We start from the raw sequence: 25,678 nt of genomic DNA on the forward strand, positions 1-25,678 counted from the left end.
CCTTTAGAAATTAAGTAAAAACCAGATACTAAACACAATTAAAAAAACAATACCTGTTATAGCGAGAAATTTTAATTCTTTACCAGGTCTATGTTTTTCAGGAGTATGTTTACCAGTAATCAGTATAAAGTTTAAAATGGCATAAAAAGGAGCTGTTAGAAAGGAAAGTACAGTGGCAATTTTAACTAAAAAACCCATATCTGATAAAAAGTATTTTAAAATGACATAGGTGCCAATTGCTAAAACAAGAATCCAAAACCAATAAGTTAGTTTTATTTTTTTTCGAAGTAGGAGAGATGATGCTTTTTCCATAGCTCTAGGAGAAGCGTCTAAGCTAGTTAAAGTAGTACTAAACATAGTGGTAAATGCAGCTACACCAATGAATATATGAGCGAATTCTCCTAAGTTTTGAGTGTAAAGATTAATGAGTTGTGATGCAAAAATTGTTCCTTTACTAGAAAAGGTTTTGCCAGATTGATACATAACCATTGCGCCTAATATAACAAAACATACACCTAAGAATAAAGTACCAACATAACCAACATTAAAATCAAAAATAGCCTGTTTTGGGGGGATTTTTTGAAACGTAGTTTTGTTTTTTTCAACGGACCATAAAGAGTGCCAAATAGATATATCTAAAGGAGCAGGCATCCAGCCTAAAAATGCAATTAAAAAAGTTATTTCAGCTGTGCCAGAGGGAATAATTTGTGTGAATGTAAAACCTTTATCAGTACTTGAAATAGCTACAGTAACAGCTATAAGGGTGCTAATAGTTAAAATTATTACAATATACTTCATAAGGTTGTCTAGTATTTTATACTTACCTACTAATAATATGGCAATACAGATACTAGAGATAATAGCTCCCCAAAGAACTAAGTCATTACTAAAACCAAACAAATGAGAAGCCAACCCAGCAGTAACGATTGTTAAAGCGGCTTGTATGGTAAACATGGTAGCAAAGTTTAAAATGTAATAAGTAACTAAAACTCCTTTTCCTAGCTTTCTATAACCATCTAAAAGTGTTTCTCCTGTAGCTGCAGCATACCTTGGGCCAAATTGAAAAAAAGGATACTTAAATAAATGGACTAAAACTAATGCCCATAATAAACCAAAGCCAAAATCAGCACCAGCTCTTGTAGATTGTACTAAATGAGAAACCCCAATTGCTGCACCAGCAAATAATAGTCCTGGTCCTAAGGAAGAAATCGTTTTATTCACAGTTTGGTTGATATAAATTAAAACTAGCTAAAAGTAGTTAAAAAATATAAGTATAATAAGAATATTGAGTAAACTTTAAAAAGTTAAGAGTGTTTTATGATTTCAGCAAGTAATTTCTTAGCTCTAAGTAGTTTTACCTTTACGTTATTAATAGGTTCTTTTATGTGTTCAGAAATCTCTTTATAGCTAAGTTCTTGAAAAAATCTTAAATTAATAACTTCTTGATATTTAGGTTTTAGTTTTTTAATGTCTTTTAAAAGTTTGGCAAGATTTTGCTCTCTAATAATTTTATCTTCAGGGGAAGGAGCATCATCAATAACATAAAAAGCTTCTTCTTCTTTTTCATTAGTTGTTTTTATTGATTTAGAGGCGTTTTTCTTTCTAAGAAAATCGATATAAATATTTTTAGAAATAGAAATTAACCAAGTTTTGAATTGGTATTTTTCATCGAAAGTATCTATCTTATCAAAAGCTTTAGAAAAAGTTTGAATGGTAATATCTTCAGCATCATTATCATTTTCAATTTTTTTTAACTGAAAGTAATACACACTGCCCCAAAAGTTGTCCAATAAAAAGTTGAAGGAAATTTGATTGCCTTTTTTGGCTTTTTGTATATGATCTAGTAATATTTTAGAATCTAGCTCCAAGGTTTAGGTTTAGAAAAGGTATTTGTAACAGTCGTTAAAACTATAAAAACAGTATAATAAATATCTAATATAGGTAAAAAATAAAGTAAACTTCTTTCTTTTAGTGTATTTATGGGTTTCAGTAAAGCAATAAATTGCATTAAAAAGTAAAAGATTATAAAAGGTAAAGATAATTTCCAGTCCCATATAGAAGTAACTATAGCAAGAGGATAGAAAAATATCTTGGTTATATTAAATAGAGAAATAATTATTTTAAGGCTATTATTATATTGAGAAAATAAAAAATGTTGATTTCTATATTGGGCTAAAAAGTTTTTAAAAGAAAAGTTTTCTTGTTGAACAACAAAACTATTAGTCTGTATGCTAAATACCGTATTTTCAATTGATGCTGCGTCTTTGAGGAATAAATCACTTTCTCCAATAGGGATGTTTATATGGTTAATAAAACCTTTGACATTAAAAAAAGTATTTTTTGTAAATGCAATATTTTCTTGAAACCCCTTAAAAGGTTTATGGATTTTAGAAAAAGATAAAGCTTTGATAAAAGTTAAACAGTTTATAAAGCGTACAAAAATATTTGAGAAAGAATATTTTTTGGTAGCTAATTTTTTGTAACCAATAATAATTTCTTTCGGAGTGTTAAAGTTACTAGTTATTTCTTTAACCCATTGATTAGAGAACGGCTGGAACTTACAATCAATAAATAAAAGGTAATCATGTGAGCTCGCTTTAATACCTAATGTCAATGCGTATTTTTTATTACCCCAAAAAGCTTCTTTATTTTCAACATTAACAACTTTAATATTAGCATGCTTTTCTTGTAACTCTTCAATTAAGGCAGAACTATTATCTGTAGAAGCATGATTTACTAAAACTATTTCAAATTCATTGTAATCTTGATTTATAATATAGGGTAGGTTTTTTTGTAAATCTTCTACGTTGTTTTTAATATAAACGATTACAGAAACAGGACTATTAAAAGAAGTGATAGACGTGTTCTTTTTTCTATTAGCTATAGAAAAACCAAAAACTAAATAATAAATAAACTGGATAACCGTAATAGCTACAAAAATGTAGAAGAATACAGTAAAAAGCATAAATGATTAATGTTTAACTATGTTGAGATTCGGCGCAAGTATCAAATTGATCAGGGGTTTTACCACAAAAACCACAAGCTTCTCCACTTTTGTTTAACATCGGGTTTTGGCTAGCACAAGTACCAGCAAATTCACCATCTTTTTTTGCCCAAATTTTAATGGCAATTCCTGCAAAAGCTATGGCTAATAAACCAATAGTAACAAAAACTAATTTCATTTTAATAACTTTAAAAATGCAAAGATAAGTTATTATTTAGTTATTTTTATAAAGTGACATTTTAAAAAAAATAGGGTCTCATAGCATAGTAACTAAATTTAAACTTTATATAATGAAAAAATATTTCGCAGAATTATTCGGAACCTTTTGGTTAGTCTTTGGAGGATGTGGTAGTGCTATTTTTGCAGCAGCATATCCCGAATTAGGAATTGGTTTTACTGGAGTAGCCTTGGCTTTTGGTTTAACAGTGTTAACAATGGCATACGCAGTAGGACACATTTCTGGAGGGCATTTTAACCCAGCGGTTTCTTTTGGGTTGTGGGCTGGAGGAAAGTTTTCTTCTAAAGAGTTGGTTCCTTATATTGCTTCTCAATTAATTGGCGCTGTATTAGCAGCAGGAACTTTATATTTAATAATATCTAATAAGTCTGGATTTGAAGGTGTTGGAGGCTTTGCTGCCAATGGTTATGGAACACTTTCACCAGGAGGCTATAATTTAGGAGCTGCTTTTATAGCTGAATTTATGTTAACTTTATTTTTCTTATTAATTATTTTAGGAAGCACAAGTAAAGAAGCACCTAAAGGATTTGCGCCAATAGCAATAGGTTTAGGATTAACGTTAATTCATTTAATAAGTATTCCAATAACCAATACATCAGTAAATCCAGCACGCTCAATGAGTCAGGCTTTGTTTGCAGGAGGTGAGTATTTAACACAGTCATGGTTGTTTTGGGTAGCGCCTATAGCTGGGGCAATTGTAGCTGGTTTTATTCATAAAGCATTGTTTGATAAAGAGTAATGAGTGTTTTAAAGCGTAATCATATTGAAAAGGTGCTGTTTTAAGCATCTTTTTTTGTAAGTTAAACTTTTTACGTTTTAGCGGGTCTAACTTAAAAATAAATATTTATGAGATTCCCCAAACTTTCTTTTTTAGTTATCATTTTATTAGTATTTGTTTCTTGTAGTAATGAGGAGCAAATTCAACAAGAAGAACAAATAAGAACCGTTTCCTTAATAGATAAGCCTAATATTTTATTAGTCATTGCAGATGATATGGGCTTAGATGCTACGCCAAGTTATTCGGTAGGTACAACAAAGCCAAATATGCCTAACTTACAAAATCTAATTACTAATGGATTGAGGTTTTCAAACGTTTGGTCTAATCCAACCTGTACACCAACAAGAGCAGGTATATTAACAGGGAAATATGGTTTTAGAACGAATGTGATGAAGGTAGATGATGAGTTGTCTACTTCAGAAGTTTCTATTCAACAATATTTAAAAAATAATAATACAGGTTATAGTACAGCTGTTATAGGCAAATGGCATTTATCTAAAAACGTTACTCACCCTAACCAAATGGGAATAGATTATTATGCAGGGCTTTTAAGTGGAAGTGTTCAGTCGTATTCAGAATGGAACTTAACCCAAAATGAAAGTACAATCACATCTAGAGAATATATAACAACTAAGTTTACCGATTTAGCTATTGATTGGGTAAAACAGCAAAGCCAACCTTGGTTTTTGTGGTTAGCATATAACACACCACATACACCATTTCATTTACCTCCTGAAGGAATGCATTCACAAGGAAATTTACCAGCAGATCAGGCAAGTGTAGATGCAAATCCTTTACCTTATTATATGGGAATGATTGAGGCTATGGATTTTCAAATTGGAAGGTTGTTGAATTCTATGTCAATTGAAGAAAAAGAGAATACAATAATTATTTTTATAGGAGACAATGGTACGCCTGGAGGAGTAGTACAAGAGTATAGACCTAGAAAAGCAAAAGGAACTTTATATCAAGGAGGCGTGAATGTACCTATGGTAATTTCAGGGAAAAACGTATGGCGAAAAAATGAAATAGAAGAAGGCTTGGTAAATACAACCGATTTGTTTGCTACAATAGCAGAAATTGCTGGGGTAAATACAACAACCATTAATGATAGTAAGAGCTTTAAAGAATATTTATCATCTAACAAAAGTAGTATTAGAGATTTTGCATACACAGAACAAAAAAATGAGGAAGGAGTAGAGCATACAATAAGAAATAAAACACACAAATACATTCAGTTTGCTAATGGTAGTGAAGCTTTATTTGATTTGGTGAATGACGCTTTTGAACAAAGTAATTTACTAAATACTACGCTTGATAATTCGGATGCAGAGGAGTTAGAAAGTTTAAAACAATCTCTTAATAATTTAAAATAATAACAGTATGAGGAAATTACATGTAATATCGAAGTTTTTTTTAGTAGTGAGTCTTTTTTTTATATCGTGTGGCTCAGATGATGAAGGAAATGTTGATGGAGGTGGAGTAACAACAAACCCAACAAGTTACAATATAACATCAATATTGTCGAAATTTGATAATGTTGATGGATTAAGCTATAGTGTAAATGGAGACTTTGTAGAGATAACAACCAATGGTTTACCAGATCATAAAAGCCCTTATTGGGAGCAGGGACATGCTTTGTATGAAGCTTATAATGGAACAAACCCTAACTGGAATCTTAATCCAAATACAATTAGTACTCAAAATATTGTTTTTAGAATTCCATTAAAACCTCAGGAAGCAGCTAATAAAACAGCTACAGGTTTAGGCCCTATAGGCGTTTCAGTAAATGGAGTGGTTTTTTATAATCAATATGCAGGGCCTAATAATCAGCCATTAACCAATGAGATAAACTCATTTGATCAATATCTAGGACATCCACAAAATAGAGGGCAATACCATTACCATATTGAACCAACTTATTTAACTGGTAAGTTTGGGAAATCTAGTTTTCTAGGATTGTTAGCAGATGGTTTTCCTGTATATGGCCCTGAAGAAAATGGAGGCACAGTTACAAATGCAGATCTAGATGTGTATCACGGGCATGTTTCCGCTACCGTTGATTTCCCCGATGGAATTTATCATTATCACATAACAGCTGAAGATCCTTATTTAAATGGAAATGGCTATTATGGCTCACCAGGTAATATTTCACAATAATATATGGGGAAAACTTTAGGAATAGTTGTTTTTTTAATCTTGTTTTTAAGTTGTATCAAAAAATCTAAAGAAGAACAATTCGTTGTATCATTAACAAAAGAATTTAAACTTAAAAATGGCGTATTGTTTTATAACGAAGAAGCTTATACAGGTGTTCTTTTATCTTTTGACAAAGTGAATAAAACAAACAATACATCAGAATATAAAGAGGGTAAAAAACACGGTAAAGAATTAAAGAAGTATCAGAATGAAGTGTTAGCAGAAGAGCGCTTTTATACTAAGGGTAATAAATCAGGAGTACATAAAGGCTGGTGGAAAAATGGAGGGTTGAAGTTTGAATATCATTTTAATACAACAGGAGAGTATCATGGAATTGTGAGAGAATGGTATAAAAATGGGCAGCCATGTAAGTTTTTCAATTATGAGGAAGGAAAAGAAAAAGGAAGTCAACAAATGTGGCAACCTAATGGTAAATTAAGAGCCAATTATATAGTAAAGAATGGAGATCGTTTTGGATTAATTGGCTTGAAAAAATGTTATACAGTAAACACAATCGATGAAAAAATTAATTAGACACATAAAGAATTTTATTTTTTTGAGTATGTTGATTTTTGGGGTTTCATGTAAAAAGGGAAAAACAATAGTAAGTGAGGATTCGTTACCTTTTTTTAATTCTGCTTTATTTACACCTGAATGGATTAAAGAAGATGATCCTAAATATCAATCAATACATACTATCCCTGATTTTGAATTAACAAATCAAGATGGGAAAAAAGTAACGAATAAAAACTATGAAGGTAAAATATACGTAGCTGATTTTTTCTTTGTGAGCTGTCCTGGTATTTGTCCCATATTGGAGAAAAATATGAGTAGACTTCAAGACGAATTTAAAACAGATAAAGAAGTATTGCTGTTGTCTCATACAGTAATGCCTGTTAAAGACTCTGTCCCTGCTTTAAAAGAATATGCCAGTAAAAATAATATTGATAGTAAAAAGTGGAACTTAGTCACAGGAGATAAAAAACAAATTTATAATCTTGCTAGAAAAGGGTATTTTGCGGATGAAGATTTTGTGAAAACCAAAGATGAAGAAGCCTTTATACATACTGAGAATTTTGTTTTAGTAGATAAAAAAAGAAGGATAAGAGGAGTGTATAATGGAACACTAGCTATAGATATTGAACGATTGATCCGTCATATAAAAATGTTAAAACTAGAAAAGTAAGTAGCTTGATTTAGGATTTTGTGTTTTTTTAAGACTTTTTTTAATTATATTTGTGACCTTCTGGAAAATGAAGTGTCATAAATGTAAGACAAACCCCTTAAAATTAAATATTATGAACTCTTTAGTAAACAATCTTTTATCTATTTTAAATTCTATTTTTAATAATAAGTCAGTTCAACCAATTATGGTTAGAGTTGAAAATAATAAAAAAAGAAATAGATTCTAAATCACATTTACCTCAATTTCTAAGGTAATATTAAAATTTTCTTTAATAGTTTCTTGAATTTTTTGAGCTAGTTTATATACGTCAATGCCTTTAGCATTGTTATAGTTAACAAGAACAAGAGCTTGTTTGGTATGTACGCCGGTATCTCCATAGCGTTTACCTTTAAAGCCACTTTTTTCAATTAGCCATCCAGCTGGTACTTTGACTTCAGATTCTGAAACCTTATAACTTGGTATTTCAGGATGTTTTTCTAGTAAGTCTTTATAGTGTTCAATTGAGATAATAGGGTTCTTAAAAAAACTTCCACTATTGCCTATTTCACTTGGGTCAGGTAATTTTGATTTACGTATTGAAATAACAGCATTAGAAACGTCTTTTATAGTAGGAGATGTAATGTCTTTTAATTTGTTTTCTATCGCTCCATACGAAGTATTTAAGGTATGATCTTTTTTAGTTAGTTGGAAACTTACAGAAGTGATTAGGTATTTGTTTTTAGCTTCATTTTTGAAAATAGAATTTCTATAACCAAACTTACAATCTTTGTTAGAAAATGTAATTAGTTTTCCTGTAGTTATTTCAAGTGCTTCAACTTTGGTAATTGTATCTTTAACTTCTACACCATAAGCACCTATATTTTGAATAGGGCAAGTTCCAACATTTCCAGGGATTAAAGATAAATTTTCTAATCCACCAAAACCCTGTTCAATGCACCATAGAACAAATTCATGCCAATTTTCACCAGCATTCACAGTTAAGTATACTGCATTATCTTCTTCTTTATCAATAGAAATTCCTTTTATATTTAGATGAACAACAAGTTTTTCAATATCCTTAGTAAGTAGCATATTACTGCCACCACTAATTATGAAAATATCTTGTTCTTTTTTTAATAATTGTTGTAAATCATAAAAAGAATCTATAGAAACAAAACGTTTGGCATTCACATGGATACCAAACGTATTGTATTTTTTTAATGATATGTTTTCTTGAATATTCAAATTAACTATTATATTGTTCTAAAGCTATTTTTAATATTTCAACACAACGTTTAAGGTCGGTTTTGTTTAAAACATAAGCAATACGTACTTGGTTTTTACCTTCACCTTTAGTAGAGTAGAATCCACCAGCAGGAGCTACCATTACAGTTTCATTGTTATGATTAAATTTTTCTAAAATCCATTGAGCAAAGTCTTCAGAATTATCAACAGGAAGCTCCGCTATACAATAAAAAGCTCCTTTGGGATTAGCAACTCTAACACCTTCTATTTTTTGTAGTTCAGTAATTAGTGTGTTTCTGCGACCTTCGTATTCTTCTATTACTTCATCAAAATAACTTTGAGGAGTGTCTAAAGCTGCTTCACTTGCTAATAAAGCATAAGTAGGAGGGCTTAAACGAGCTTGAGCAAATTTAATAGCTGTATTAATAAACTCTTCGTTTTTTGATACAATACATCCTATTCTTGCACCACACATACTATAACGTTTAGAAACAGAATCAATCATAATTGCATTTTGCTCTAAACCTTCTAATGCCATAACAGAATTGTGCTTTTCACCGTCGTAGGTGAATTCACGATATACTTCATCAGCAATTAAAAATAAATCATGTTTAAGAACAATTTGTTTTAATTTTTCAATTTCCTCTTTACTGTATAAATAACCTGTTGGGTTTCCAGGATTACAAATAAGTATGGCTTTTGTTTTATTGGTGATTAATTTTTCAAAATCTTCAATAGCAGGTAAAGCAAAGTTATCTTCTATTTTAGAAATTACAGGAACAACTTTAACGCCTGAAGCAGTTGAAAAACCATTGTAGTTAGCATAAAATGGTTCTGGAATGATGATTTCATCACCTGGGTCAGTAATACTACCTATAGTAAATAATAATGCTTCTGAACCACCTGTAGTAGCAATAATATTATTAGCAGAAACATGAATGTCATTTTTACCGTAATAATTAGCTAGTTTTGTTCGGTATTCCTCAGAACCTTCAGACCTTGCATATGATAAAACTTCAATAGCATTATTTTTAACAGCATCTAAAGCAACTTGAGGTGTTTTAATATCAGGTTGTCCAATGTTTAAATGAAAAACTTTAGTTCCATTTTTTTTAGCTGCCTCAGCATAAGGAACCAATTTTCTAATTGGTGATTGAGGCATAGAATTTCCTTTGGTAGAAATTGATGGCATTTTATATCAAATTAGTTGTTTGAACCGCAAATTTGCAAAATATTTTGATAAAATTAATTAGTTTAACAGGAAAAAATAAAGGTTAAAAAAATCATAAATTTCTAAAAATCTCAAAATATGGTTGTATATTGAAAAGAAACTCGGCTAAAATCACATTTATTTGAATAAAATATTACTCTACATCATGTTATGTGTTGCATTTTGTATGCAATCTCAATCAAAATTTAATTTTTTAAAAGGCGTTCATAAGCAGGATGTTAGGTTTAAGATGGTAAATAACCTAATAGTTGTGCCAATTAATGTAAATGGGAAAGAGCTCTCATTTATCTTAGATACTGGTGTTAATAAAACTGTACTTTTTAATTTAACACAAAATGATAGTATAACCCTAAATAACAAGAGGAAAATTTTTATTAAAGGTTTAGGAGAAGGTGAGCCGGCAGAAGCAATTTTGTCTAGAGGAAATAGGTTTAGGATAGAAAATCTTTTAGGTACTAATCAAGAAGTGTTTGTTATTTTACATGATGAGTTTAATCTTTCTGCAAAAATGGGAGTAACTATTAATGGAATAATAGGTTATGATTTGTTGAAAGATGTGGTTTTGAAAATAAATTATACGAGTGAAAAACTTACATTTTATAAACCAAGTAAATACAAAGAACCGCGTTGTCGTTCCTGTGAAAGATTAAAATTAGAATTTTATAAAAAGAAACCATATATAGATGTAGGAATTCAGGTTGATGAGGAAGGGAATTTTGTACCGGTTAAAATGTTGGTTGATTCTGGGGGAAGTGATGCTATGTGGTTGTTTGAAGGAAGCAATAGAGAAATCAAAACTCCTGAAAAATTTTTTGTAGATATATTAGGAGTGGGGTTAAGTGGGACTATTTATGGTAAAAGAAGTAGAATCAATACTCTTAAATTAGGAAAGTTTAAGATAAAAAAGCCTACAGTTTCTTTTTTAGATACTTTAGCAACTAAAGATGCTCGAAAGTTTGGTAAAAGGAATGGTAGTATTGGAGGAAATGTTTTAAGTCGTTTTAAAGTTTGGGTTGATTATCCTAATAAAAAAATAATGCTGAAAAAAAGTGGTTCTTTAACTGGGTTCTATTATAACATGAGTGGACTGCATGTTGTTCACGATGGACTAGAGTTAGTTAAATTACAAGGGAGTTCACTAGTAAGTAGCGTAGATAAAGATTCTTTTGGAGGAAATAGAGGAGCAACTACTAAAAAAGTTATTTCGTTTGTTACTAGTTATAGTTATAAGTTTAGACCGTCATACAAAATAGAAAGTGTCGTAAAAGATTCGCCTGCTTTTAGAGCAGGAATTGAAAAAGATGATATTATTTTAAGTATTAATGGTAAACCTTTTTATGAGTATACATTGGAAACAATTACTTCCCTATTTCAATTAAAACCTAATAAAAAAATAAAAATGGTTGTAAAAAGAGGTATTGTAGAGCTAAAGTATGAGTTTAGATTAGAGCCTAGAATTTAATTATAACCTTTTACATTTCCCATGTCTAGAGTTCCTATAGGAAGTTTGTGTGTAGAGGGTAATAAAGCACCAGATTTTGTCTTTACCCATTCGTTCCAAGAGGCTTCAATACCACCAATAGGAATGATTGATACCCACATTTTATAACTGATAGGCATTCCGTTTTTGTCTAAAATCCATAAATAAGAATCTCCTGGGGTTGAACCACCAGAAGTATAGGTAACTAATAAGGCTTTTTGGTTGTCGTAATCTATGATACTTCTCTTAATTCCCTTATCAAAAATTTTATAAGGAGCCACTAACCAAAAACTATCGTTGTTGAAGTAGTTAATAGCTTTTTTTAGTATTTCAGGATTGTCAGTTAACTTTTGATTAATAAAAACTTCACTATTCTTTTGTTGTTTAGTATGTATAAGAACTTTATAATTATCCCATGTTATAGTAACAATATTTTGTACTTTATCCCATTTGTAAAAATGCTTGTTTCTAAAACTCCACTCTAAATAACGAGTATTTTTATAAGCTTCAAAATTAAGAGCAGTTAACATTTTATTGGCTAAAATGTCTGCTTCTTGACCTTGTGTTCCTATAGGTAGCTTTTCATTTTTAGTATAAATAAAGATGGCTAATAATAAAAAAACAATTACTATTATGCTTAGCAGTATTTTAATGAGTTTTTTCAAAATAAAAACGTTATGTTAGATCAGTTTTTTTACATCCTGTTTTAAGATCGCTATAGCAGTTTCAATAGGGTTTTCTTCCTTACTGTAATCTATTAAAGTGTTTTCACGTAATTCTTTTGCGGTTTCTGATGTTTCAGCAACTTTCCTAAGCTTGGCAATTATAGCTAGCTTGGTAGCTAAAACAACTTTCCAAGAATCTTCTGATATGTATAATTGTTGTACTAAGTTGTGTTCAAACTCTTGTTCTATATTGGCTATTAAAAGCTGTAGGTAATTAGAAGTTTCATTACCAATAGGATTTACTCGTATTAATAGTTTTGTAGGATTTATACGTTCACAAAATAAAAGTAAGCGTTCGTATGCTTGGAGTTTAATAGGCAAACTATCTTTCTTTTTTTGAACTAAAGCGTTGAATTTTTTTTCATTACTGTCTAAAGAAATAAACTTACTAAGTATTAAATAGGCTACACCACCAGTAACCAAGGCTGGTAAAGCATAAGCAAAACCTTCAATGATTTTATCTTCCATGATTATACATAATTATAATTGCTAATATACAAGTCTTGTAGAACATTTCACAAGTAAAAAAACGGATAAAACATAAGTTTAGTGCAGCAAAAAGTAATGAGGAACAAGGATGTGAATAAAAAAGTGCAATGATATTTTATAAAACCTAAAAGAATGGTTAATTTTCCGTTTTTAAATTCTTTCAATTTATTTTTCTTTGGATACTTATTTAGAGCAACTTAACGAACCACAAAGAGCGGCTGTTTTACAAAAAGATGGACCGATGATTATTATAGCAGGAGCAGGATCAGGGAAAACAAGAGTGTTGACCTATAGAATTGCTCATTTAATGCAGCAAGGGGTCGATTCATTTAATATTTTATCATTAACATTTACCAATAAAGCGGCACGTGAAATGAAAGAACGTATTGGAAGTGTTGTAGGTTATGGTGAAGCAAAAAACTTATGGATGGGAACATTTCATTCTGTTTTTGCTAGGATTTTAAGGTCAGAAGCAGATAAGTTGGGGTATCCATCTAACTTTACAATTTATGATACGCAAGATGCTGTCCGTTTAATTACAGCTATTATAAAAGAAATGCGTTTAGATAAAGATAGGTACAAACCGAAACAAATTTTAAGTAGAATATCCTCTTTTAAAAATAGTTTAATTACTGTTAGAGCTTACTTTAATAATTCAGATTTACAAGAAGCAGACCTACAAGCCAGTCGTCCAAAAGTAGGGGATATTTATAAAGAATATGTGGATAGATGTTTCAAATCTGGCGCAATGGATTTTGATGATTTATTGTTGAGAACAAATGAGTTGTTAGCTCGTTTTCCAGATGTATTAGCAAAATATCAAGATCGATTTAGGTACATAATGGTAGATGAGTATCAAGATACCAACCATTCACAGTATTTAATAGTGAGAGCATTAGCTGATAGATTTCAAAATATTTGTGTGGTTGGTGATGATTCTCAAAGTATTTATAGTTTCCGTGGAGCTAATATTAATAATATTTTAAATTTTCAACGAGATTATTCAGATGCGAAAACATTTAAGCTTGAGCAAAATTATAGATCAACTTCTAATATCGTAGAGGCTGCTAATAGTGTTATTGATAAGAATAAAGTTAAATTAGATAAAGAGGTATGGACAGCTAATGATTCTGGAGAGAAGATTAAGGTAATGCGTTCTATTTCTGATGGAGAAGAAGGAAGGTTTGTAGCACAATCTATTTGGGAAAACCAAATGAATCATCAGTTAACGAATAATGATTTTGCCATTTTATATAGGACTAATGCACAATCTAGGGCTATAGAAGATGCATTGCGTAAAAAAGATATAAAGTATAAAATTTATGGGGGGATTTCTTTTTATCAACGTAAAGAGATAAAAGATTTACTTTCTTATTTAAGAATGTTAATCAATCCAAATGATGAAGAAGCTTTAAAAAGGATTATAAACTATCCAGCAAGAGGAATTGGAGCAACTACAGTTGATAAATTGACGATTGCTGCTAATCATTATAATAAATCAATTTTTGATATTATTAAGCATCTGGATAAGGTTGATATTAAATTGAATTCATCTACTAAAAACAAGTTAGAAAACTTTAAGGTGATGATTCAAAGATTTCAAGTAGAAGCGCAAACCAAGAATGCTTTTGAAGTAGCCGATTTAGTAGTGAAACAAACACAATTGGTAAGAGATTTACAAAAAGATGGAACGCCTGAAGGGATAAATAAAGTAGAGAATGTTCAAGAATTATTGAACGGTATTAAAGATTTTATTACAGATAAAATAGAAACAGGAGAAGATGCATCCTTAACAGCATTTTTAGAAGATGTAGCTTTGGCTACCGATTTTGATAGTGAAAAAGATGATACACCAAGAGTATCTTTAATGACGATTCATTTATCAAAAGGATTGGAATATCCATACGTTTATATTGTTGGCTTGGAAGAAAATTTATTTCCTTCAGCTATGAGTATGAATACACGAAATGAATTAGAAGAGGAACGTAGACTGTTTTATGTGGCCTTAACAAGGGCTGAAAAAGTTGCCTATTTAACCTATGCACAGACAAGATATAGGTGGGGGAAGTTAACTGATGGAGAACCAAGTCGCTTTCTTGAAGAAATAGATGATCAATTCCTTGAATATTTAGCACCAAAAGTTCCTGAATCATCTGTTAATAGGTTTGTTGATGCTAGTATGTTTGAAGATGATTCACCATCTAAGTTTCGTTTTCAAAAACCTATACAAAAGAAAAGAAAAGAATTTCTATCTAAAAAGGATAAAGGAACTACGTTACCAACTAAAGGAAGGTTAAAAAAAGTGTCAGAAGCATCTACTAATAATACAAATCTTTTTGATGGAGAAATAGTGGTAGGTAATGTAGTAGAACATAATCGTTTTGGTAAAGGTAAAGTGTTGTCTTTAGAAGGGAAAGGGCCAAATAAAAAAGCAGAAATAGAATTTGGAACAATAGGTAAAAAGAAGTTATTGTTGCAATTTGCGAAACTCAAAGTTATCGGGTAACTTTAACTAAAATTATAAAACAAAAAATGTTTGTAAATAAGTAAGCTGTTTAATCCACATTAATTACCTATTTTGCATACATCTAAAACTAGATATATGACGTTTGATTTAGAATACAATTCAGAGAGAGAGACATTAATTATTCCAGAATATGGAAGACATATACAAAAATTAGTAAACCATTGTTTGGCGTTGGAGGAGAAAGAGGAAAGAAATAAAATGGCAAAAGCAATTATAGATGTAATGGGGAATTTACAGCCTCATTTAAGGGATGTCCCTGATTTTAAGCATAAGTTATGGGATCAATTACATATAATGGCTGATTTTAAGTTAGATGTAGATTCTCCTTATGAAACACCATCAAAAGAAGAGTTAACGGAAAAACCAACAAAGTTAGAGTATCCGAAATCTGCTTCTAAATATCGTTTTTATGGAACTAACATACAAACAATGATTGATGTTGCCTTAACATGGGATGATGGTGATATGAAAGAAGCGTTGGTTTTTACAATAGCTAATCATATGAAAAAATGTTATTTAAATTGGAATAAAGATACTGTAGAAGATGCTGTGATTTTTGATCATTTATTTGAATTGTCTGAAGGAAAACTTAATCTTAGAAACACAGAAGAAGAGTTAACTGAAAGTAAAAATTTATTGAGAAAAAGAAATACTCAAGGTCAAAAAGGAAAAACTACCAATAAAAAACACAGAAAAAAATAAATGGCATCATTCAAAATAGAAGGAGGACATAAGTTAAATGGTACTATTACTCCTCAAGGGGCAAAAAATGAGGCGTTACAAGTTATTTGTGCGGTATTATTAACCCCAGAAAAAGTAATAATTAATAATATTCCTGATATTATTGATGTAAATAAATTGATATTTATTTTAGGTGAATTAGGTGTAAAAACAGAAAAATTAGACGCTAATTCTTATAGTTTTCAAGCGGATGAAATCAATTTAAACTATTTAGAAAGTGCAGAATTCAAAAGAGATGGTAGTTCTTTAAGAGGCTCTATTATGATAGTTGGTCCTTTACTAGCTCGTTTTGGAAAAGGGTATATACCAAGACCAGGAGGAGATAAAATAGGAAGGAGACGTTTAGATACACATTTTGAGGGTTTTATAAGTCTTGGGGCAAAATTCCGTTATAATCGTGAAGAGTATTTCTACGGTGTTGAAACCGATTCAGGTTTAAAAGGAACTGATATGTTGTTAGATGAGGCGTCAGTTACAGGAACGGCAAACATTATAATGGCTGCTGTATTAGCAAAAGGAACAACAACCATTTATAATGCGGCTTGTGAACCATACATTCAGCAATTATCAAAAATGTTGAATAGTATGGGAGCAAAAATAACAGGAGTTGGATCCAATTTGCTAACAATTGAAGGAGTAAAAGAGTTAAAAGGATGTGAGCATAGAGTTTTACCTGATATGATTGAAATTGGTAGTTGGATTGGTATGGCAGCTATGACACGTTCTGAGTTAACTATTCAAAATGTAAGTTGGAAAGATCTTGGACAAATACCTAATGTATTTAGAAAGTTAGGTATTAAGTTAGAGAAAAGAGAAGATAATATATTTATTCCGTCACAAGATAGTTATGAAATTCAGAGTTATATTGATGGGTCTGTTTTAACAGTTGCTGATGCACCTTGGCCTGGTTTTACTCCGGATTTATTAAGTATTGTATTGGTAGTAGCTACTCAAGCTAAAGGAACGGTTTTAATCCATCAAAAAATGTTTGAGAGTAGGTTGTTCTTTGTAGATAAATTAATAGATATGGGGGCTAAGGTTATACTTTGTGATCCTCATAGAGCTACTGTTATAGGACATGATTTTCAAAGTCAGTTAAAAGCTACAACGATGACTTCTCCTGACATTAGGGCAGGTATATCTTTATTAATAGCTGCTTTATCGGCAAAAGGAACAAGTATTATTCATAATATTGAGCAAATTGACCGTGGATATGAAAATATTGAGGAGCGTTTAAGAGCAATTGGAGCGAGAATAGAAAGAATATAAATTAAAGGTTTTTATTTACTTATGAATAGCTTAAAAATGTCAGTTAAAATGCTTAAGGGGTAGTTTTAGAGGTATTTTATTATCAGAGTATTAGTTTTTTTGCTTTTTTCACGATAGCTATGTATTATATTACCTTATAGTTGTGTTTTTTTAACATTTTTGTTACTTTGTTATTTTAATGTTTTGGTATTCAGTGTTTAATGTTTAAATTTTGATGTGATTAACTCAAAATTTTTATTATGAATAAAAAAATACTGTTTACATTGTATAGCATTGGTTTATTATTTTTTTCAACCAATTTAATAGCACAAATGTCACCGGCTTCTTTTTCAACTTTAACTAGTAATTCAGCGACTTTTACATGGGATGAGGTGTCTGGTGCTACATTATATGAACTTGTAGCAGGAAGTTATTTAAGTGATAGAAGATTTGCTTCAGGTCAAACTGATCAACTTTCGCACACTTTTAATAACCTACCAACTAATGGTGTTACATTATATGTTAGGCTTTGGTATAAAAAGGATGGTTCTTGGTCAAATGGAGGAGATTTTTTTTATACCTGTGCAAATCTTGGAGGTGAGGAAAAAGCTAAAATAACTAGTCCAACGGTTGGTTCAGAAATTACAACTTCTACCCCAACTTTTACTTGGGGAGGAGGAACAGCCTCTGAATATGATTTGAAAGTTGGAGGAACATATAATAGTAGTTCTTATTATGTGTCTGGTGTAATAACAACAACTTCTCATAGTATCACGTCTTCAACAATACCTACGGATGGAAGTTCAACTATTTATGTAACTTTGTGGTCCAAAACACCTACTCATGGTTGGATTTATGACATGTATAAATATAATGATGCTTCATTATCAATAGAAGAAGTCAATACTTTTGAAAAGAAACCATATGCGTTTCCGTCTCCAGTAAGTAGTAATAAAGGAATGACTTTTAGGTTTGGAGAAAACTCAAAAAGAGTTGATATTTATAATGTTCTTGGGCAAAAAGTAAAATCTATTTTAGATGGAACAAAAGAAAATAATTACACTTACTTTAATATAGATGAAGTGTCTTTAGTTAAAGGAACTTATTATGCAAAAAGCGGAAAAGAAACTGTTTCATTTTTAGTGAATTAATCAAGGAAATAAAGCATAAAAAAACCGAGACATCTCTCGGTTTTTTTATGTATATATATTATAGTTTATTTCTTTATAATTGGAGGGCCTCCAGCTAATATTTCGTCATTAGCAAACTCCTCAAACTTTTTAAAGTTATTTCTAAATGAATCAGCTAATTTATGAGCAGTTTCATAATATCCTTCATCATTATTCCATGCTTGTCTCTGACTTAATAACTCAGAAGGTATTCCAGGGCATTTCCTAGGTTGTGCTAAACCAAATACAGAATGTATATGATAATCTTCATAAGTAATTTCAGAAGGCAAACCTCCAGTAAGAGCTGCATTAATCATAGCACGAGTATACTTTAATTTCATTCTGTTTCCAACTCCATAAGGCCCAGCAAACCATCCTGTGTTAACTAACCATACGTTTACGCCTGTTTCTTTCATCTTTTCACTTAACATTTCAGCATAACGAGTAGGGTGTAAAGGCATAAAAGGAGCGCCAAAACAAGCTGAGAAACTAGGTAATGGTTCAGTAACTCCAGCTTCAGTTCCTGCAACTTTAGCTGTATATCCAGAAATAAAGTGATAAGCAGCTTGACCAGGTGTTAATTTTGAAATAGGAGGCAATACCCCAAAAGCATCCGCAGTTAAAAAGAATATATTTTTAGGATTACTACCAATAGAAGGTACTCTAATATTTTCAATATGGTGAATTGGGTAACTAACACGAGTGTTCTGTGTAATAGAAGTATTGGCAAAATCTACATTACCTTTTTCGTCCATTACAATATTTTCTAGTATAGCTCCTCGTTTTATAGCACCGTAAATTTCTGGTTCTTTTTCTTGAGATAAATCTATAACTTTAGCGTAGCAACCACCCTCAAAGTTAAAAACAGTATTCTCCGAAGTCCAGCCATGCTCGTCATCTCCAATTAAGCTACGATTAGGATCTGTAGACAAGGTAGTTTTACCTGTTCCAGATAAACCAAAGAAAATAGCTGTATCTCCTTCACTTCCTACGTTAGCCGAACAGTGCATTGGTAATGTGTTTTTAAATACAGGAAGAATAAAATTTAAAGCAGAAAAAATTCCTTTTTTAATTTCACCTGTATAACCAGTACCACCAATAAGCGCAATCTTTTTACTAAAATTTAAAATAGCAAAGTTATGTTGACGTGTTCCATCTTCCTCAGGGTTTGCCATAAACCCAGGAGCATTAACCACTGTCCATTCAGGAGAAAAACCTTTTAATTCTTCAGTAGTTGGACGTAAAAACATATTATAAGCAAACATGTTACTCCAAGGGTACTCGTTAACAACACGAATATTTAATTTGTAATTTTCGTCAGCACAAGCGTAACTATCTCTTACAAAAAGCTCTTTATTGGAAAGATAAGCAATAACCTTATCGTATAATTTATCAAATTTCTCAGAATCGAAAGGGATATTTATATCTCCCCACCAGATTTCATCTTTGGTGATGTCATCTTTAACAATAAATCGATCCATTGGTGAGCGTCCAGTAAATTCACCAGTTTTAACAGCGATAGCTCCAAAACTAGTTTCCTCACCTTGTCCTTTTTCAATAGTAATATCATGTAACTCGTCTGAAGTCAATTGATAACGAACCGTAGAATCTTTAATACCTAAATAATCTATCGAAATCGTTTTCGCATCAAGATTTGTCATCTTAAAATATTTTAGTTGTGTTTTATTTTTGACAAAAATAGTTCTTTTTGTGTAAACAACTTACACATCAGAAAATTTTATTAACCATTGCTGTTAACAACTTTTTTAACAAAGTAAATTGAAGTTAAAAGCCACCCTAATATAAGAAAAATTCCGCCGATAGGAGTTATAAACCATATGTTTTTAGCTGGAATATTAACAAGGTGTATAGCATAAATAGATCCTGAAAATAGAAGAATACCTAAAAAAATAACAAGGCTAACTTTATTTTTTAGTGAGGTAGGTAGTTCTTTACTTAAGTTAATAATTAGAAGAAAAATAACATGATACATTTGATATTTTACAGCAGTTTCAAAACTATTCATCGCTTCAGGAGATAACTTTTCTTTTAAAGCATGCGCTCCAAAGGCTCCTAAAATAATAGTGAGCATTCCTAGAAACCCAGTTATTGTTAAATTTTTATACATAATTTATTAAATTGTTTAAAATTAAACTTTTTTAACGATATTGCAGAACCAAATTGAGTTTCAACAAAAGTACACTTTTAAATATGAGAAATATATTAATTATAGGTGCTGGTAGATCAAGTTCTTCACTTATAAAATACTTACTTGATAAATCTTCAACAGAAAATCTACATATAACAATTGGAGATGTATCTATAGAAAACGCTAAATCTAAAGTTAATGAACATAAGAATGCTTCTGCAATTAAATTAGATGTTTTCAAACCTGAAGAAAGAGTAGAGGCTATAAAAGCAGCTGACATTGTTATTTCGATGTTACCAGCAAGATTTCATATGGAAGTAGCAAAAGATTGCCTAACTTATAATAAACATATGGTCACGGCTTCTTATATTTCAGAAGATATGAAAGCCTTAGATAAGGAAGCAAAAGCTAAAAACCTAATCTTTATGAATGAGATTGGCTTAGATCCGGGAATAGATCATATGAGTGCTATGCAAGTAATTGATAGAATTAAAGAAGAAAATGGTGAAATGTTACTTTTTGAATCATTTTGTGGTGGATTAGTAGCTCCAGAAAGTGATACAAATCTTTGGAATTATAAATTTACTTGGAACCCTAGAAATGTAGTTTTAGCTGGACAAGGTGGTGCTTCCATGTTTATTCAGGAAGGAACCTATAAATATATACCTTATCACAAGTTATTTAGAAGAACTGAATTTTTGACTATTAATGGAAGTGGAAAGTTTGAGGCTTATGCTAATAGAGATTCTTTAAAGTATAGGAGTATTTATGGTTTAGAGAACATAAAAACAATGTATAGAGGAACAGTTCGTAAAGTTGGTTTTTCTAGAGCATGGAATGTTTTTGTACAGTTGGGTATGACAGATGATACCTATACTATCGAAGATTCTGAAAATATGAGTTATAGAGACTTTACGAATTTGTTTTTAGCATATTCACCAAGTGACTCTGTAGAGTTGAAATTTAGATCATATTTAAAGATTGATCAAGATGATCTAATGTGGGATAAATTTTTAGAGTTAGACCTTTTTAATGCGAATAAAAAAGTAGGTTTAAAAAATGCTACGCCTGCTCAAATATTGCAGAAAATATTAATGGATTCTTGGACTTTAGAAGAAGAAGATAAAGATATGATTGTGATGCACCATATTTTTGGATATGAAAAGAATGGAGAAAAGCATCAGGTTGAAAGTAGTATGGTAATTAAGGGAGATGACCAAACTTATACAGCAATGGCTAAAACTGTAGGTTTACCTGTAGCAATGGCTACTTTAAGAATTTTAAATAAAGAAATAACAACTCCAGGTGTTCAATTACCAATTAACAAAGAGGTTTATGAACCAATATTAAAAGAATTAGAAGAATATGGAATCACCTTTATAGAAAAAGAAGTTCCGTATTTAGGATATAACCCAGATAGTGTAAAAGGTTAGTTAACTTTACATTTTTAAATAAAAATCTTTCGTAAGATTTATATAGGCATCAGTGTACTGGTGCCTTTCTTTTTCAATAATTAATTCTTCCTTTATAATTTCTTTTTTTGAAAAAGAAAAGGTTAACATACTGCGTTTTATTTCAGAAGTAATATTTCCTTTTACATGACATATTCTATTAACATAAAGTCCTTTTTCTTTAGCTATATCAATAAACTGAATCTCTTCTTTATAAGGAATAATGACATTGAAAGTTCCTTCTGAGCTTAAAATAGAAGAAACTCCATTAATTAATTCGTGAAAGGTTAATGAAGATGTAAAACGAGCTTTATTTCTAGCTTCATTATCAGATTCATATGTGTCTGTATAAAAAGGAGGGTTGGAAATTATTAGGTTATAAGTTTCTTCTTCTTCTTTTATTTCTTCTACAAATTCTTCAAAAGTAGCATGATAACAAAAAAGACGATCTCCCCAATTAGATAATTCAAAATTTTGAACAGACTGCTCATATGCCTCTTCATCAATTTCTACACTATCTATGGTAGAAGCATTACTTCTTTGTGCTAACATTAATGAAATAATACCAGTTCCAGAACCAATATCTAAAATAGTATCAGGATAGTTTTCTAAAGAACACCAAGCTCCTAATAAAACAGCATCAGTACCAATTTTCATAGCACATTTGTCTTGATGTACTACAAACTCTTTAAATTGAAAAGGTTTCATTTATAAAATACGTCCAATAATTTTTTCAGCATTAAACCAAAGTAGAATAACTATTAGTAGTAATAGAACTAGGTACAAACCTCGTTTAGGGTTTGACTTTTTTCTACGTCCAAATTTTCTCTCAAATTTCATTATCTATATTATTTTTTTATAGCTCTTAACATTTCTCTTTTTCCAGGAGGGCCAGGTAACCGTTCAACAGTAAAGCCAACAGATTGCATTGCTCGCCTGACACTTCCTTTAGCTGAATAAGTGACTAGTACACCTTCATTTTTTAATGCATTATACATTTTACCAAAAATCTTTTCAGTCCATAACTCAGGTTGAACTCTAGCTCCAAAAGCATCAAAGTAAATTAAGTCAAATTCATTGTTATTATCAATATCCTTAAAAAACTTTTGTTGTTTAACTAATGAAAAATCATCAGTTATTTTAGTTTTTCTTTCCCAAGCAACTTCATGGATTTTAGAAAAAATAGCAGCTTGATTTTCTACTTTTAAATTGTTAATATAATTCAGTTTGTTAATTTCTTCAGGAGGAACTGGGTAGGCTTCTATGCCTGTGTAATTAATTTTCTTCTTCGTTTCTAAGAAAGTAATAAAACAGTTTAAGCCAGTACCAAAACCTATTTCTAGTATAGAAATAGAATCTTTGTTCATATAGTTTAAACCATGTTTGATAAAAACATGGTAAGCTTCTTGAATTGCCCCATGTTTAGAATGGTATTGTTCATTCCATTCAGGTAAATGAATGGTAGTTGAGCCATCAGACGTTATAATAATTTCTCTCTTAATAACAAATTACTTTTTCATTAATACACCATCCGCTAAAAATGCAAACTCCTTTTTGGGGTTAGTAATTTTTTCAATTTCTTCTTTACTTTTACCAGCATCTTCAGCATAATGCTTTAGTTCATCAACCGAAGTTTCTTTAATAAAAGCTTTGCCAGAAACAATAACTTCTTTTCCTTTACTATCTAAAGGCATAAAAAAACTATAGTCTTTAAAACGAACCATTGTTTCAGTTTGATCATTTAAAGGAAGTTTCATCCAACAACCTTTTTTGGTACATACTTCTTTAATTGTAGAAGTAAACTTTAAGTTAATAGTATCGCCAACCGCTAACGTTTTCATTTTATCATAGGCAAGCATTGTAGTTAAGGTATTATTACTTGAAATTTTATTGCCAAAAGAAGCATATTCATTCTTGATAGGCTCTTTAGAGGATTTCTTATCTTTTTTTTCTGATTTACAAGAAGATAAAATAGTAATAGAAATAAAGAAAAAAGTTAGTAGTTTTTTCATAATCAGTTGCTTAAAAAAATCAGTTAACAAAGATAGCTATATTTGTTTAAGTCTTACAAGTAAATGCTGTTTCTAGTAGTAGTTTTTGTATCTTCGTTGTATTATTTATTAAAAGAATTTTTATATGGAAATTAACATACAACCAATTAAAGAATCTAAAATAAGTCAAGTAGATTTTAGCGACTTAAAGTTTGGAAGTGTCTTTTCAGATCATATGTTTGTATGTGATTACGTAGATGGAAAGTGGCAAAACCCAACAATACAACCATACGGGCCTATTACTTTGGATCCTGCAGCTAAAATTTTCCACTATGGGCAATCTATTTTTGAAGGGATGAAGGCTTATAAAGATGTTGAAGGAAACACATTTTTATTTCGTCCTTTAGATAACTGTAAACGATTAAACTTATCGGCTAAACGATTAGTCATTCCTGAAATTCCTGAAGAGGTTTTTATGAATGGTTTGAAAAAGTTATTAGAAATAGATAATGCTTGGATTCCAACTAATGAAGGAAGTTCTTTATATATTCGTCCTTTTATGTTTGCATCAGGAAACGGATTTCACGCTTCACCTGCAGATGCATATAAGTTAATTATTTGTACGGCACCATCTGGGGCGTATTTTTCGGGGAAAGTTAAAGTGCTTATAGAAGAAAAATATGCACGTGCTGCAAATGGAGGAGTTGGTTTTGCAAAAGCTGGAGGAAATTATGCAGCACAGTTTTATCCAACACAATTAGCAACAGACCAAGGATATAATCAGGTTATTTGGACTGATGATAATACACATGAGTATATTGAAGAAGCTGGAGCAATGAATATTTTTGTAAGAATTAATGATACTTTAATTACAAGCCCTACAAGTGATAGAATTCTTGATGGTATTACTCGTAAAAGTATTTTACAAATAGCAGAAGATAATAATATACCAGTCGAGGTTCGTAAGTTAACAGTAAAAGAAGTTGTTGAGGCTGCTAAAAATGGTTCTTTAAAAGAAATGTTTGGAGCAGGGACAGCTGCAGTTATTTCTCCAATATCTGGTTTTGGTTATAAAGAAACTGATTATGATTTGCCAGAACTTGAAAATTCATATGCTAACTCTTTAAAAAAGAAAATTACAGATATACAAACAAACAAAGTAGATGATCCATATGGATGGAGAGTAAAACTTTAAAATTTTAAAAAGGCATTAAGGAAACTTAATGCTTTTTTTATGAAGTGATTTTTATACAATCCTTTAAAAAAGCAAAGGCTCTAGAAATATGACGTTCTACTGTTTTGGTTGCAATTCCTAGTTCGTTTGCTACTTCTTTATATTTTTTTCCCGCTATTTTATTATTAATAAAAACCGTTTTACATTTTAAAGGAAGTTTATTAATACATCTATCTAGTTGTTTTATTTGTTCTTTTTGCCGTGATTCATCTATTTCTAGAACCTCAATAATGGCGTCATTGTAATAGTTTAATAATGCTTGATCTATCCTTTTTTTATGCCTAAATGTATCAATGTATTTATGATAAGCTGTTTTATATAAGTAGCTTTTTAAAGAGGTATTTATGGTGATAAAGTGACGCCTTGTCCATAATGTAACAAAGGTGTCTTGAACAATATCTTCAATAATAGCTTTGTCAGAAGTGAAATTTAATAAGTAAATACATAGCCTTTCATAATAATTAGAATAGAGTTGTTCAAAAGCATATGCATCATTTTCTTTTAGTAAGTTTAAGGTAATGTTAAGAGAGTTTTTCATAATTCTTTAAAAAATTAACAGGATAGTAACGAAAAATAAATATTTTTTTTGGGGGTATTTTAAAATTTCGACGTCT

Annotated in this window: 26 protein-coding genes; 12 read left to right on the top strand and 14 right to left on the bottom strand. The window is 30.6% G+C overall.

Annotated elements, in window-relative coordinates; translation table 11 throughout:
- Positions 1-3: 3 nt before the first annotated feature.
- From ABNT65_RS19085 to ABNT65_RS19100, 4 genes are all read right to left on the bottom strand, one after another.
- A complete protein-coding gene (locus tag ABNT65_RS19085; protein WP_348746586.1) occupies positions 4-1,221 on the bottom strand; it encodes an Nramp family divalent metal transporter in 1,218 nt (405 codons plus the stop codon).
- An 83-nt stretch (positions 1,222-1,304) separates the two neighbouring features.
- Positions 1,305-1,868, bottom strand: coding sequence for an RNA polymerase sigma factor (locus tag ABNT65_RS19090; RefSeq protein ID WP_348707244.1), 564 nt, complete (start codon positions 1,866-1,868; stop codon positions 1,305-1,307).
- Entirely contained in the window at positions 1,859-2,965 is a 1,107-nt protein-coding gene (locus ABNT65_RS19095; RefSeq protein ID WP_348746587.1) for a glycosyltransferase, read from the bottom strand. Before ABNT65_RS19095 ends, ABNT65_RS19090 begins: the two co-directional genes overlap by 10 nt.
- Positions 2,966-2,978: 13 nt before the next feature.
- Positions 2,979-3,182, bottom strand: a complete 204-nt coding sequence (locus ABNT65_RS19100) for a membrane or secreted protein (protein WP_348746588.1) — start codon at positions 3,180-3,182, stop codon at positions 2,979-2,981.
- Positions 3,183-3,294: 112 nt separating this feature from the next.
- Between ABNT65_RS19100 and aqpZ the strand changes: the two genes are divergently transcribed.
- The 5 genes from aqpZ to ABNT65_RS19125 all read left to right on the top strand — a co-directional run bounded on the left by aqpZ (position 3,295) and on the right by ABNT65_RS19125 (position 7,405).
- The gene (gene aqpZ, locus ABNT65_RS19105) at positions 3,295-3,981 is read left to right on the top strand and encodes an aquaporin Z (RefSeq protein ID WP_348707247.1); all 687 of its coding nucleotides are present in this window, start codon (positions 3,295-3,297) and stop codon (positions 3,979-3,981) included.
- A 107-nt stretch (positions 3,982-4,088) separates the two neighbouring features.
- The gene (locus ABNT65_RS19110) at positions 4,089-5,396 is read left to right on the top strand and encodes a sulfatase-like hydrolase/transferase (RefSeq protein ID WP_348746589.1); all 1,308 of its coding nucleotides are present in this window, start codon (positions 4,089-4,091) and stop codon (positions 5,394-5,396) included.
- Positions 5,397-5,403: 7 nt separating this feature from the next.
- The gene (locus ABNT65_RS19115; protein WP_348746590.1) at positions 5,404-6,180 is read left to right on the top strand and encodes a YHYH protein; all 777 of its coding nucleotides are present in this window, start codon (positions 5,404-5,406) and stop codon (positions 6,178-6,180) included.
- A gap of 3 nt (positions 6,181-6,183) precedes the next feature.
- Entirely contained in the window at positions 6,184-6,753 is a 570-nt protein-coding gene (locus tag ABNT65_RS19120; RefSeq protein WP_348746591.1) for a hypothetical protein, read from the top strand.
- The gene (locus tag ABNT65_RS19125; RefSeq protein ID WP_348707251.1) at positions 6,737-7,405 is read left to right on the top strand and encodes an SCO family protein; all 669 of its coding nucleotides are present in this window, start codon (positions 6,737-6,739) and stop codon (positions 7,403-7,405) included. The genes ABNT65_RS19120 and ABNT65_RS19125 overlap by 17 nt, the downstream gene beginning before the upstream one ends.
- A 222-nt stretch (positions 7,406-7,627) precedes the next feature.
- On the opposite strand, the gene murB is transcribed toward ABNT65_RS19125, so the two are convergent.
- Complete coding sequence (gene murB, locus ABNT65_RS19130) at positions 7,628-8,629, bottom strand: UDP-N-acetylmuramate dehydrogenase (RefSeq protein WP_348707252.1); 1,002 nt, start codon at positions 8,627-8,629, stop codon at positions 7,628-7,630.
- 1 nt (position 8,630) lies between these two features.
- Positions 8,631-9,821 (bottom strand): pyridoxal phosphate-dependent aminotransferase, encoded by a 1,191-nt coding sequence (locus tag ABNT65_RS19135; RefSeq protein WP_348740173.1) that lies wholly within the window; start codon positions 9,819-9,821, stop codon positions 8,631-8,633.
- Positions 9,822-9,981: 160 nt separating this feature from the next.
- On the opposite strand from ABNT65_RS19135, the gene ABNT65_RS19140 reads away from it, so the two are divergent.
- Complete coding sequence (locus tag ABNT65_RS19140) at positions 9,982-11,322, top strand: retropepsin-like aspartic protease (protein ID WP_348740174.1); 1,341 nt, start codon at positions 9,982-9,984, stop codon at positions 11,320-11,322.
- Here the strand turns inward: ABNT65_RS19140 and ABNT65_RS19145 are convergent.
- Together ABNT65_RS19145 and ABNT65_RS19150 are read right to left on the bottom strand one after the other, a co-directional pair.
- The gene (locus ABNT65_RS19145; RefSeq protein ID WP_348740176.1) at positions 11,319-12,005 is read right to left on the bottom strand and encodes a hypothetical protein; all 687 of its coding nucleotides are present in this window, start codon (positions 12,003-12,005) and stop codon (positions 11,319-11,321) included. The genes ABNT65_RS19140 and ABNT65_RS19145 overlap by 4 nt on opposite strands.
- Positions 12,006-12,020: 15 nt before the next feature.
- Positions 12,021-12,533 (bottom strand): hypothetical protein, encoded by a 513-nt coding sequence (locus tag ABNT65_RS19150; RefSeq protein ID WP_348707256.1) that lies wholly within the window; start codon positions 12,531-12,533, stop codon positions 12,021-12,023.
- Between the two features lie 196 nt (positions 12,534-12,729).
- On the opposite strand from ABNT65_RS19150, the gene ABNT65_RS19155 reads away from it, so the two are divergent.
- The 4 genes from ABNT65_RS19155 to ABNT65_RS19170 all read left to right on the top strand — a co-directional run bounded on the left by ABNT65_RS19155 (position 12,730) and on the right by ABNT65_RS19170 (position 18,221).
- Positions 12,730-15,060, top strand: a complete 2,331-nt coding sequence (locus ABNT65_RS19155) for an ATP-dependent helicase (protein ID WP_348707257.1) — start codon at positions 12,730-12,732, stop codon at positions 15,058-15,060.
- Positions 15,061-15,156: 96 nt separating this feature from the next.
- Positions 15,157-15,783, top strand: a complete 627-nt coding sequence (locus ABNT65_RS19160; protein ID WP_348707258.1) for a DUF4290 domain-containing protein — start codon at positions 15,157-15,159, stop codon at positions 15,781-15,783.
- Complete coding sequence (gene murA, locus ABNT65_RS19165) at positions 15,784-17,091, top strand: UDP-N-acetylglucosamine 1-carboxyvinyltransferase (RefSeq protein WP_348746592.1); 1,308 nt, start codon at positions 15,784-15,786, stop codon at positions 17,089-17,091.
- A 239-nt stretch (positions 17,092-17,330) separates the two neighbouring features.
- A complete protein-coding gene (locus ABNT65_RS19170; protein ID WP_348707260.1) occupies positions 17,331-18,221 on the top strand; it encodes a T9SS type A sorting domain-containing protein in 891 nt (296 codons plus the stop codon).
- A gap of 65 nt (positions 18,222-18,286) precedes the next feature.
- Here ABNT65_RS19170 and pckA read toward each other — a convergent pair whose 3' ends face one another.
- Positions 18,287-19,900, bottom strand: a complete 1,614-nt coding sequence (gene pckA, locus ABNT65_RS19175) for a phosphoenolpyruvate carboxykinase (ATP) (protein WP_348707261.1) — start codon at positions 19,898-19,900, stop codon at positions 18,287-18,289.
- Positions 19,901-19,980: 80 nt separating this feature from the next.
- On the bottom strand, positions 19,981-20,367 hold the full coding sequence (locus tag ABNT65_RS19180; protein ID WP_348746593.1) for a DUF423 domain-containing protein: 387 nt from the start codon (positions 20,365-20,367) through the stop codon (positions 19,981-19,983).
- Between the two features lie 83 nt (positions 20,368-20,450).
- Between ABNT65_RS19180 and ABNT65_RS19185 the strand changes: the two genes are divergently transcribed.
- A complete protein-coding gene (locus tag ABNT65_RS19185) occupies positions 20,451-21,821 on the top strand; it encodes a saccharopine dehydrogenase family protein (protein WP_348746594.1) in 1,371 nt (456 codons plus the stop codon).
- Between the two features lie 6 nt (positions 21,822-21,827).
- Here the strand turns inward: ABNT65_RS19185 and ABNT65_RS19190 are convergent, their stop codons facing one another.
- From ABNT65_RS19190 to ABNT65_RS19200, 3 genes are all read right to left on the bottom strand, one after another.
- A complete protein-coding gene (locus ABNT65_RS19190) occupies positions 21,828-22,547 on the bottom strand; it encodes a tRNA1(Val) (adenine(37)-N6)-methyltransferase (RefSeq protein WP_348707264.1) in 720 nt (239 codons plus the stop codon).
- Positions 22,548-22,687: 140 nt separating this feature from the next.
- A complete protein-coding gene (gene mnmD / locus ABNT65_RS19195; protein ID WP_348747837.1) occupies positions 22,688-23,341 on the bottom strand; it encodes a tRNA (5-methylaminomethyl-2-thiouridine)(34)-methyltransferase MnmD in 654 nt (217 codons plus the stop codon).
- Between the two features lie 6 nt (positions 23,342-23,347).
- Entirely contained in the window at positions 23,348-23,851 is a 504-nt protein-coding gene (locus ABNT65_RS19200; protein WP_348746595.1) for a DUF4920 domain-containing protein, read from the bottom strand.
- A 124-nt stretch (positions 23,852-23,975) separates the two neighbouring features.
- On the opposite strand from ABNT65_RS19200, the gene ABNT65_RS19205 reads away from it, so the two are divergent.
- A complete protein-coding gene (locus ABNT65_RS19205) occupies positions 23,976-25,025 on the top strand; it encodes a branched-chain amino acid aminotransferase (protein WP_348746596.1) in 1,050 nt (349 codons plus the stop codon).
- Between the two features lie 37 nt (positions 25,026-25,062).
- On the opposite strand, the gene ABNT65_RS19210 is transcribed toward ABNT65_RS19205, so the two are convergent.
- The gene (locus ABNT65_RS19210; RefSeq protein WP_348707267.1) at positions 25,063-25,602 is read right to left on the bottom strand and encodes an RNA polymerase sigma-70 factor; all 540 of its coding nucleotides are present in this window, start codon (positions 25,600-25,602) and stop codon (positions 25,063-25,065) included.
- Positions 25,603-25,678 lie beyond the last annotated feature (76 nt).

The organism is Tenacibaculum sp. 190524A02b (assembly GCF_964036645.1).
Lineage (GTDB): Bacteria > Bacteroidota > Bacteroidia > Flavobacteriales > Flavobacteriaceae > Polaribacter > Polaribacter vairaonense.

Bases quoted from the DNA above. Each gene is read 5' to 3' on its own strand.
- ABNT65_RS19095 (WP_348746587.1), bottom strand. From the start codon at position 2,965: ATGCTTTTTACTGTATTCTTCTACATTTTTGTAGCTATTACGGTTATC.
- ABNT65_RS19100 (WP_348746588.1), bottom strand. From the start codon at position 3,182: ATGAAATTAGTTTTTGTTACTATTGGTTTATTAGCCATAGCTTTTGCA.
- aqpZ (WP_348707247.1), top strand. From the start codon at position 3,295: ATGAAAAAATATTTCGCAGAATTATTCGGAACCTTTTGGTTAGTCTTT.
- ABNT65_RS19110 (WP_348746589.1), top strand. From the start codon at position 4,089: ATGAGATTCCCCAAACTTTCTTTTTTAGTTATCATTTTATTAGTATTT.
- ABNT65_RS19115 (WP_348746590.1), top strand. From the start codon at position 5,404: ATGAGGAAATTACATGTAATATCGAAGTTTTTTTTAGTAGTGAGTCTT.
- ABNT65_RS19120 (WP_348746591.1), top strand. From the start codon at position 6,184: ATGGGGAAAACTTTAGGAATAGTTGTTTTTTTAATCTTGTTTTTAAGT.
- ABNT65_RS19125 (WP_348707251.1), top strand. From the start codon at position 6,737: ATGAAAAAATTAATTAGACACATAAAGAATTTTATTTTTTTGAGTATG.
- ABNT65_RS19135 (WP_348740173.1), bottom strand. From the start codon at position 9,821: ATGCCATCAATTTCTACCAAAGGAAATTCTATGCCTCAATCACCAATT.
- ABNT65_RS19150 (WP_348707256.1), bottom strand. From the start codon at position 12,533: ATGGAAGATAAAATCATTGAAGGTTTTGCTTATGCTTTACCAGCCTTG.
- ABNT65_RS19160 (WP_348707258.1), top strand. From the start codon at position 15,157: ATGACGTTTGATTTAGAATACAATTCAGAGAGAGAGACATTAATTATT.
- murA (WP_348746592.1), top strand. From the start codon at position 15,784: ATGGCATCATTCAAAATAGAAGGAGGACATAAGTTAAATGGTACTATT.
- ABNT65_RS19170 (WP_348707260.1), top strand. From the start codon at position 17,331: ATGAATAAAAAAATACTGTTTACATTGTATAGCATTGGTTTATTATTT.
- pckA (WP_348707261.1), bottom strand. From the start codon at position 19,900: ATGACAAATCTTGATGCGAAAACGATTTCGATAGATTATTTAGGTATT.
- ABNT65_RS19180 (WP_348746593.1), bottom strand. From the start codon at position 20,367: ATGTATAAAAATTTAACAATAACTGGGTTTCTAGGAATGCTCACTATT.
- ABNT65_RS19185 (WP_348746594.1), top strand. From the start codon at position 20,451: ATGAGAAATATATTAATTATAGGTGCTGGTAGATCAAGTTCTTCACTT.
- ABNT65_RS19190 (WP_348707264.1), bottom strand. From the start codon at position 22,547: ATGAAACCTTTTCAATTTAAAGAGTTTGTAGTACATCAAGACAAATGT.
- ABNT65_RS19200 (WP_348746595.1), bottom strand. From the start codon at position 23,851: ATGAAAAAACTACTAACTTTTTTCTTTATTTCTATTACTATTTTATCT.
- ABNT65_RS19205 (WP_348746596.1), top strand. From the start codon at position 23,976: ATGGAAATTAACATACAACCAATTAAAGAATCTAAAATAAGTCAAGTA.
- ABNT65_RS19210 (WP_348707267.1), bottom strand. From the start codon at position 25,602: ATGAAAAACTCTCTTAACATTACCTTAAACTTACTAAAAGAAAATGAT.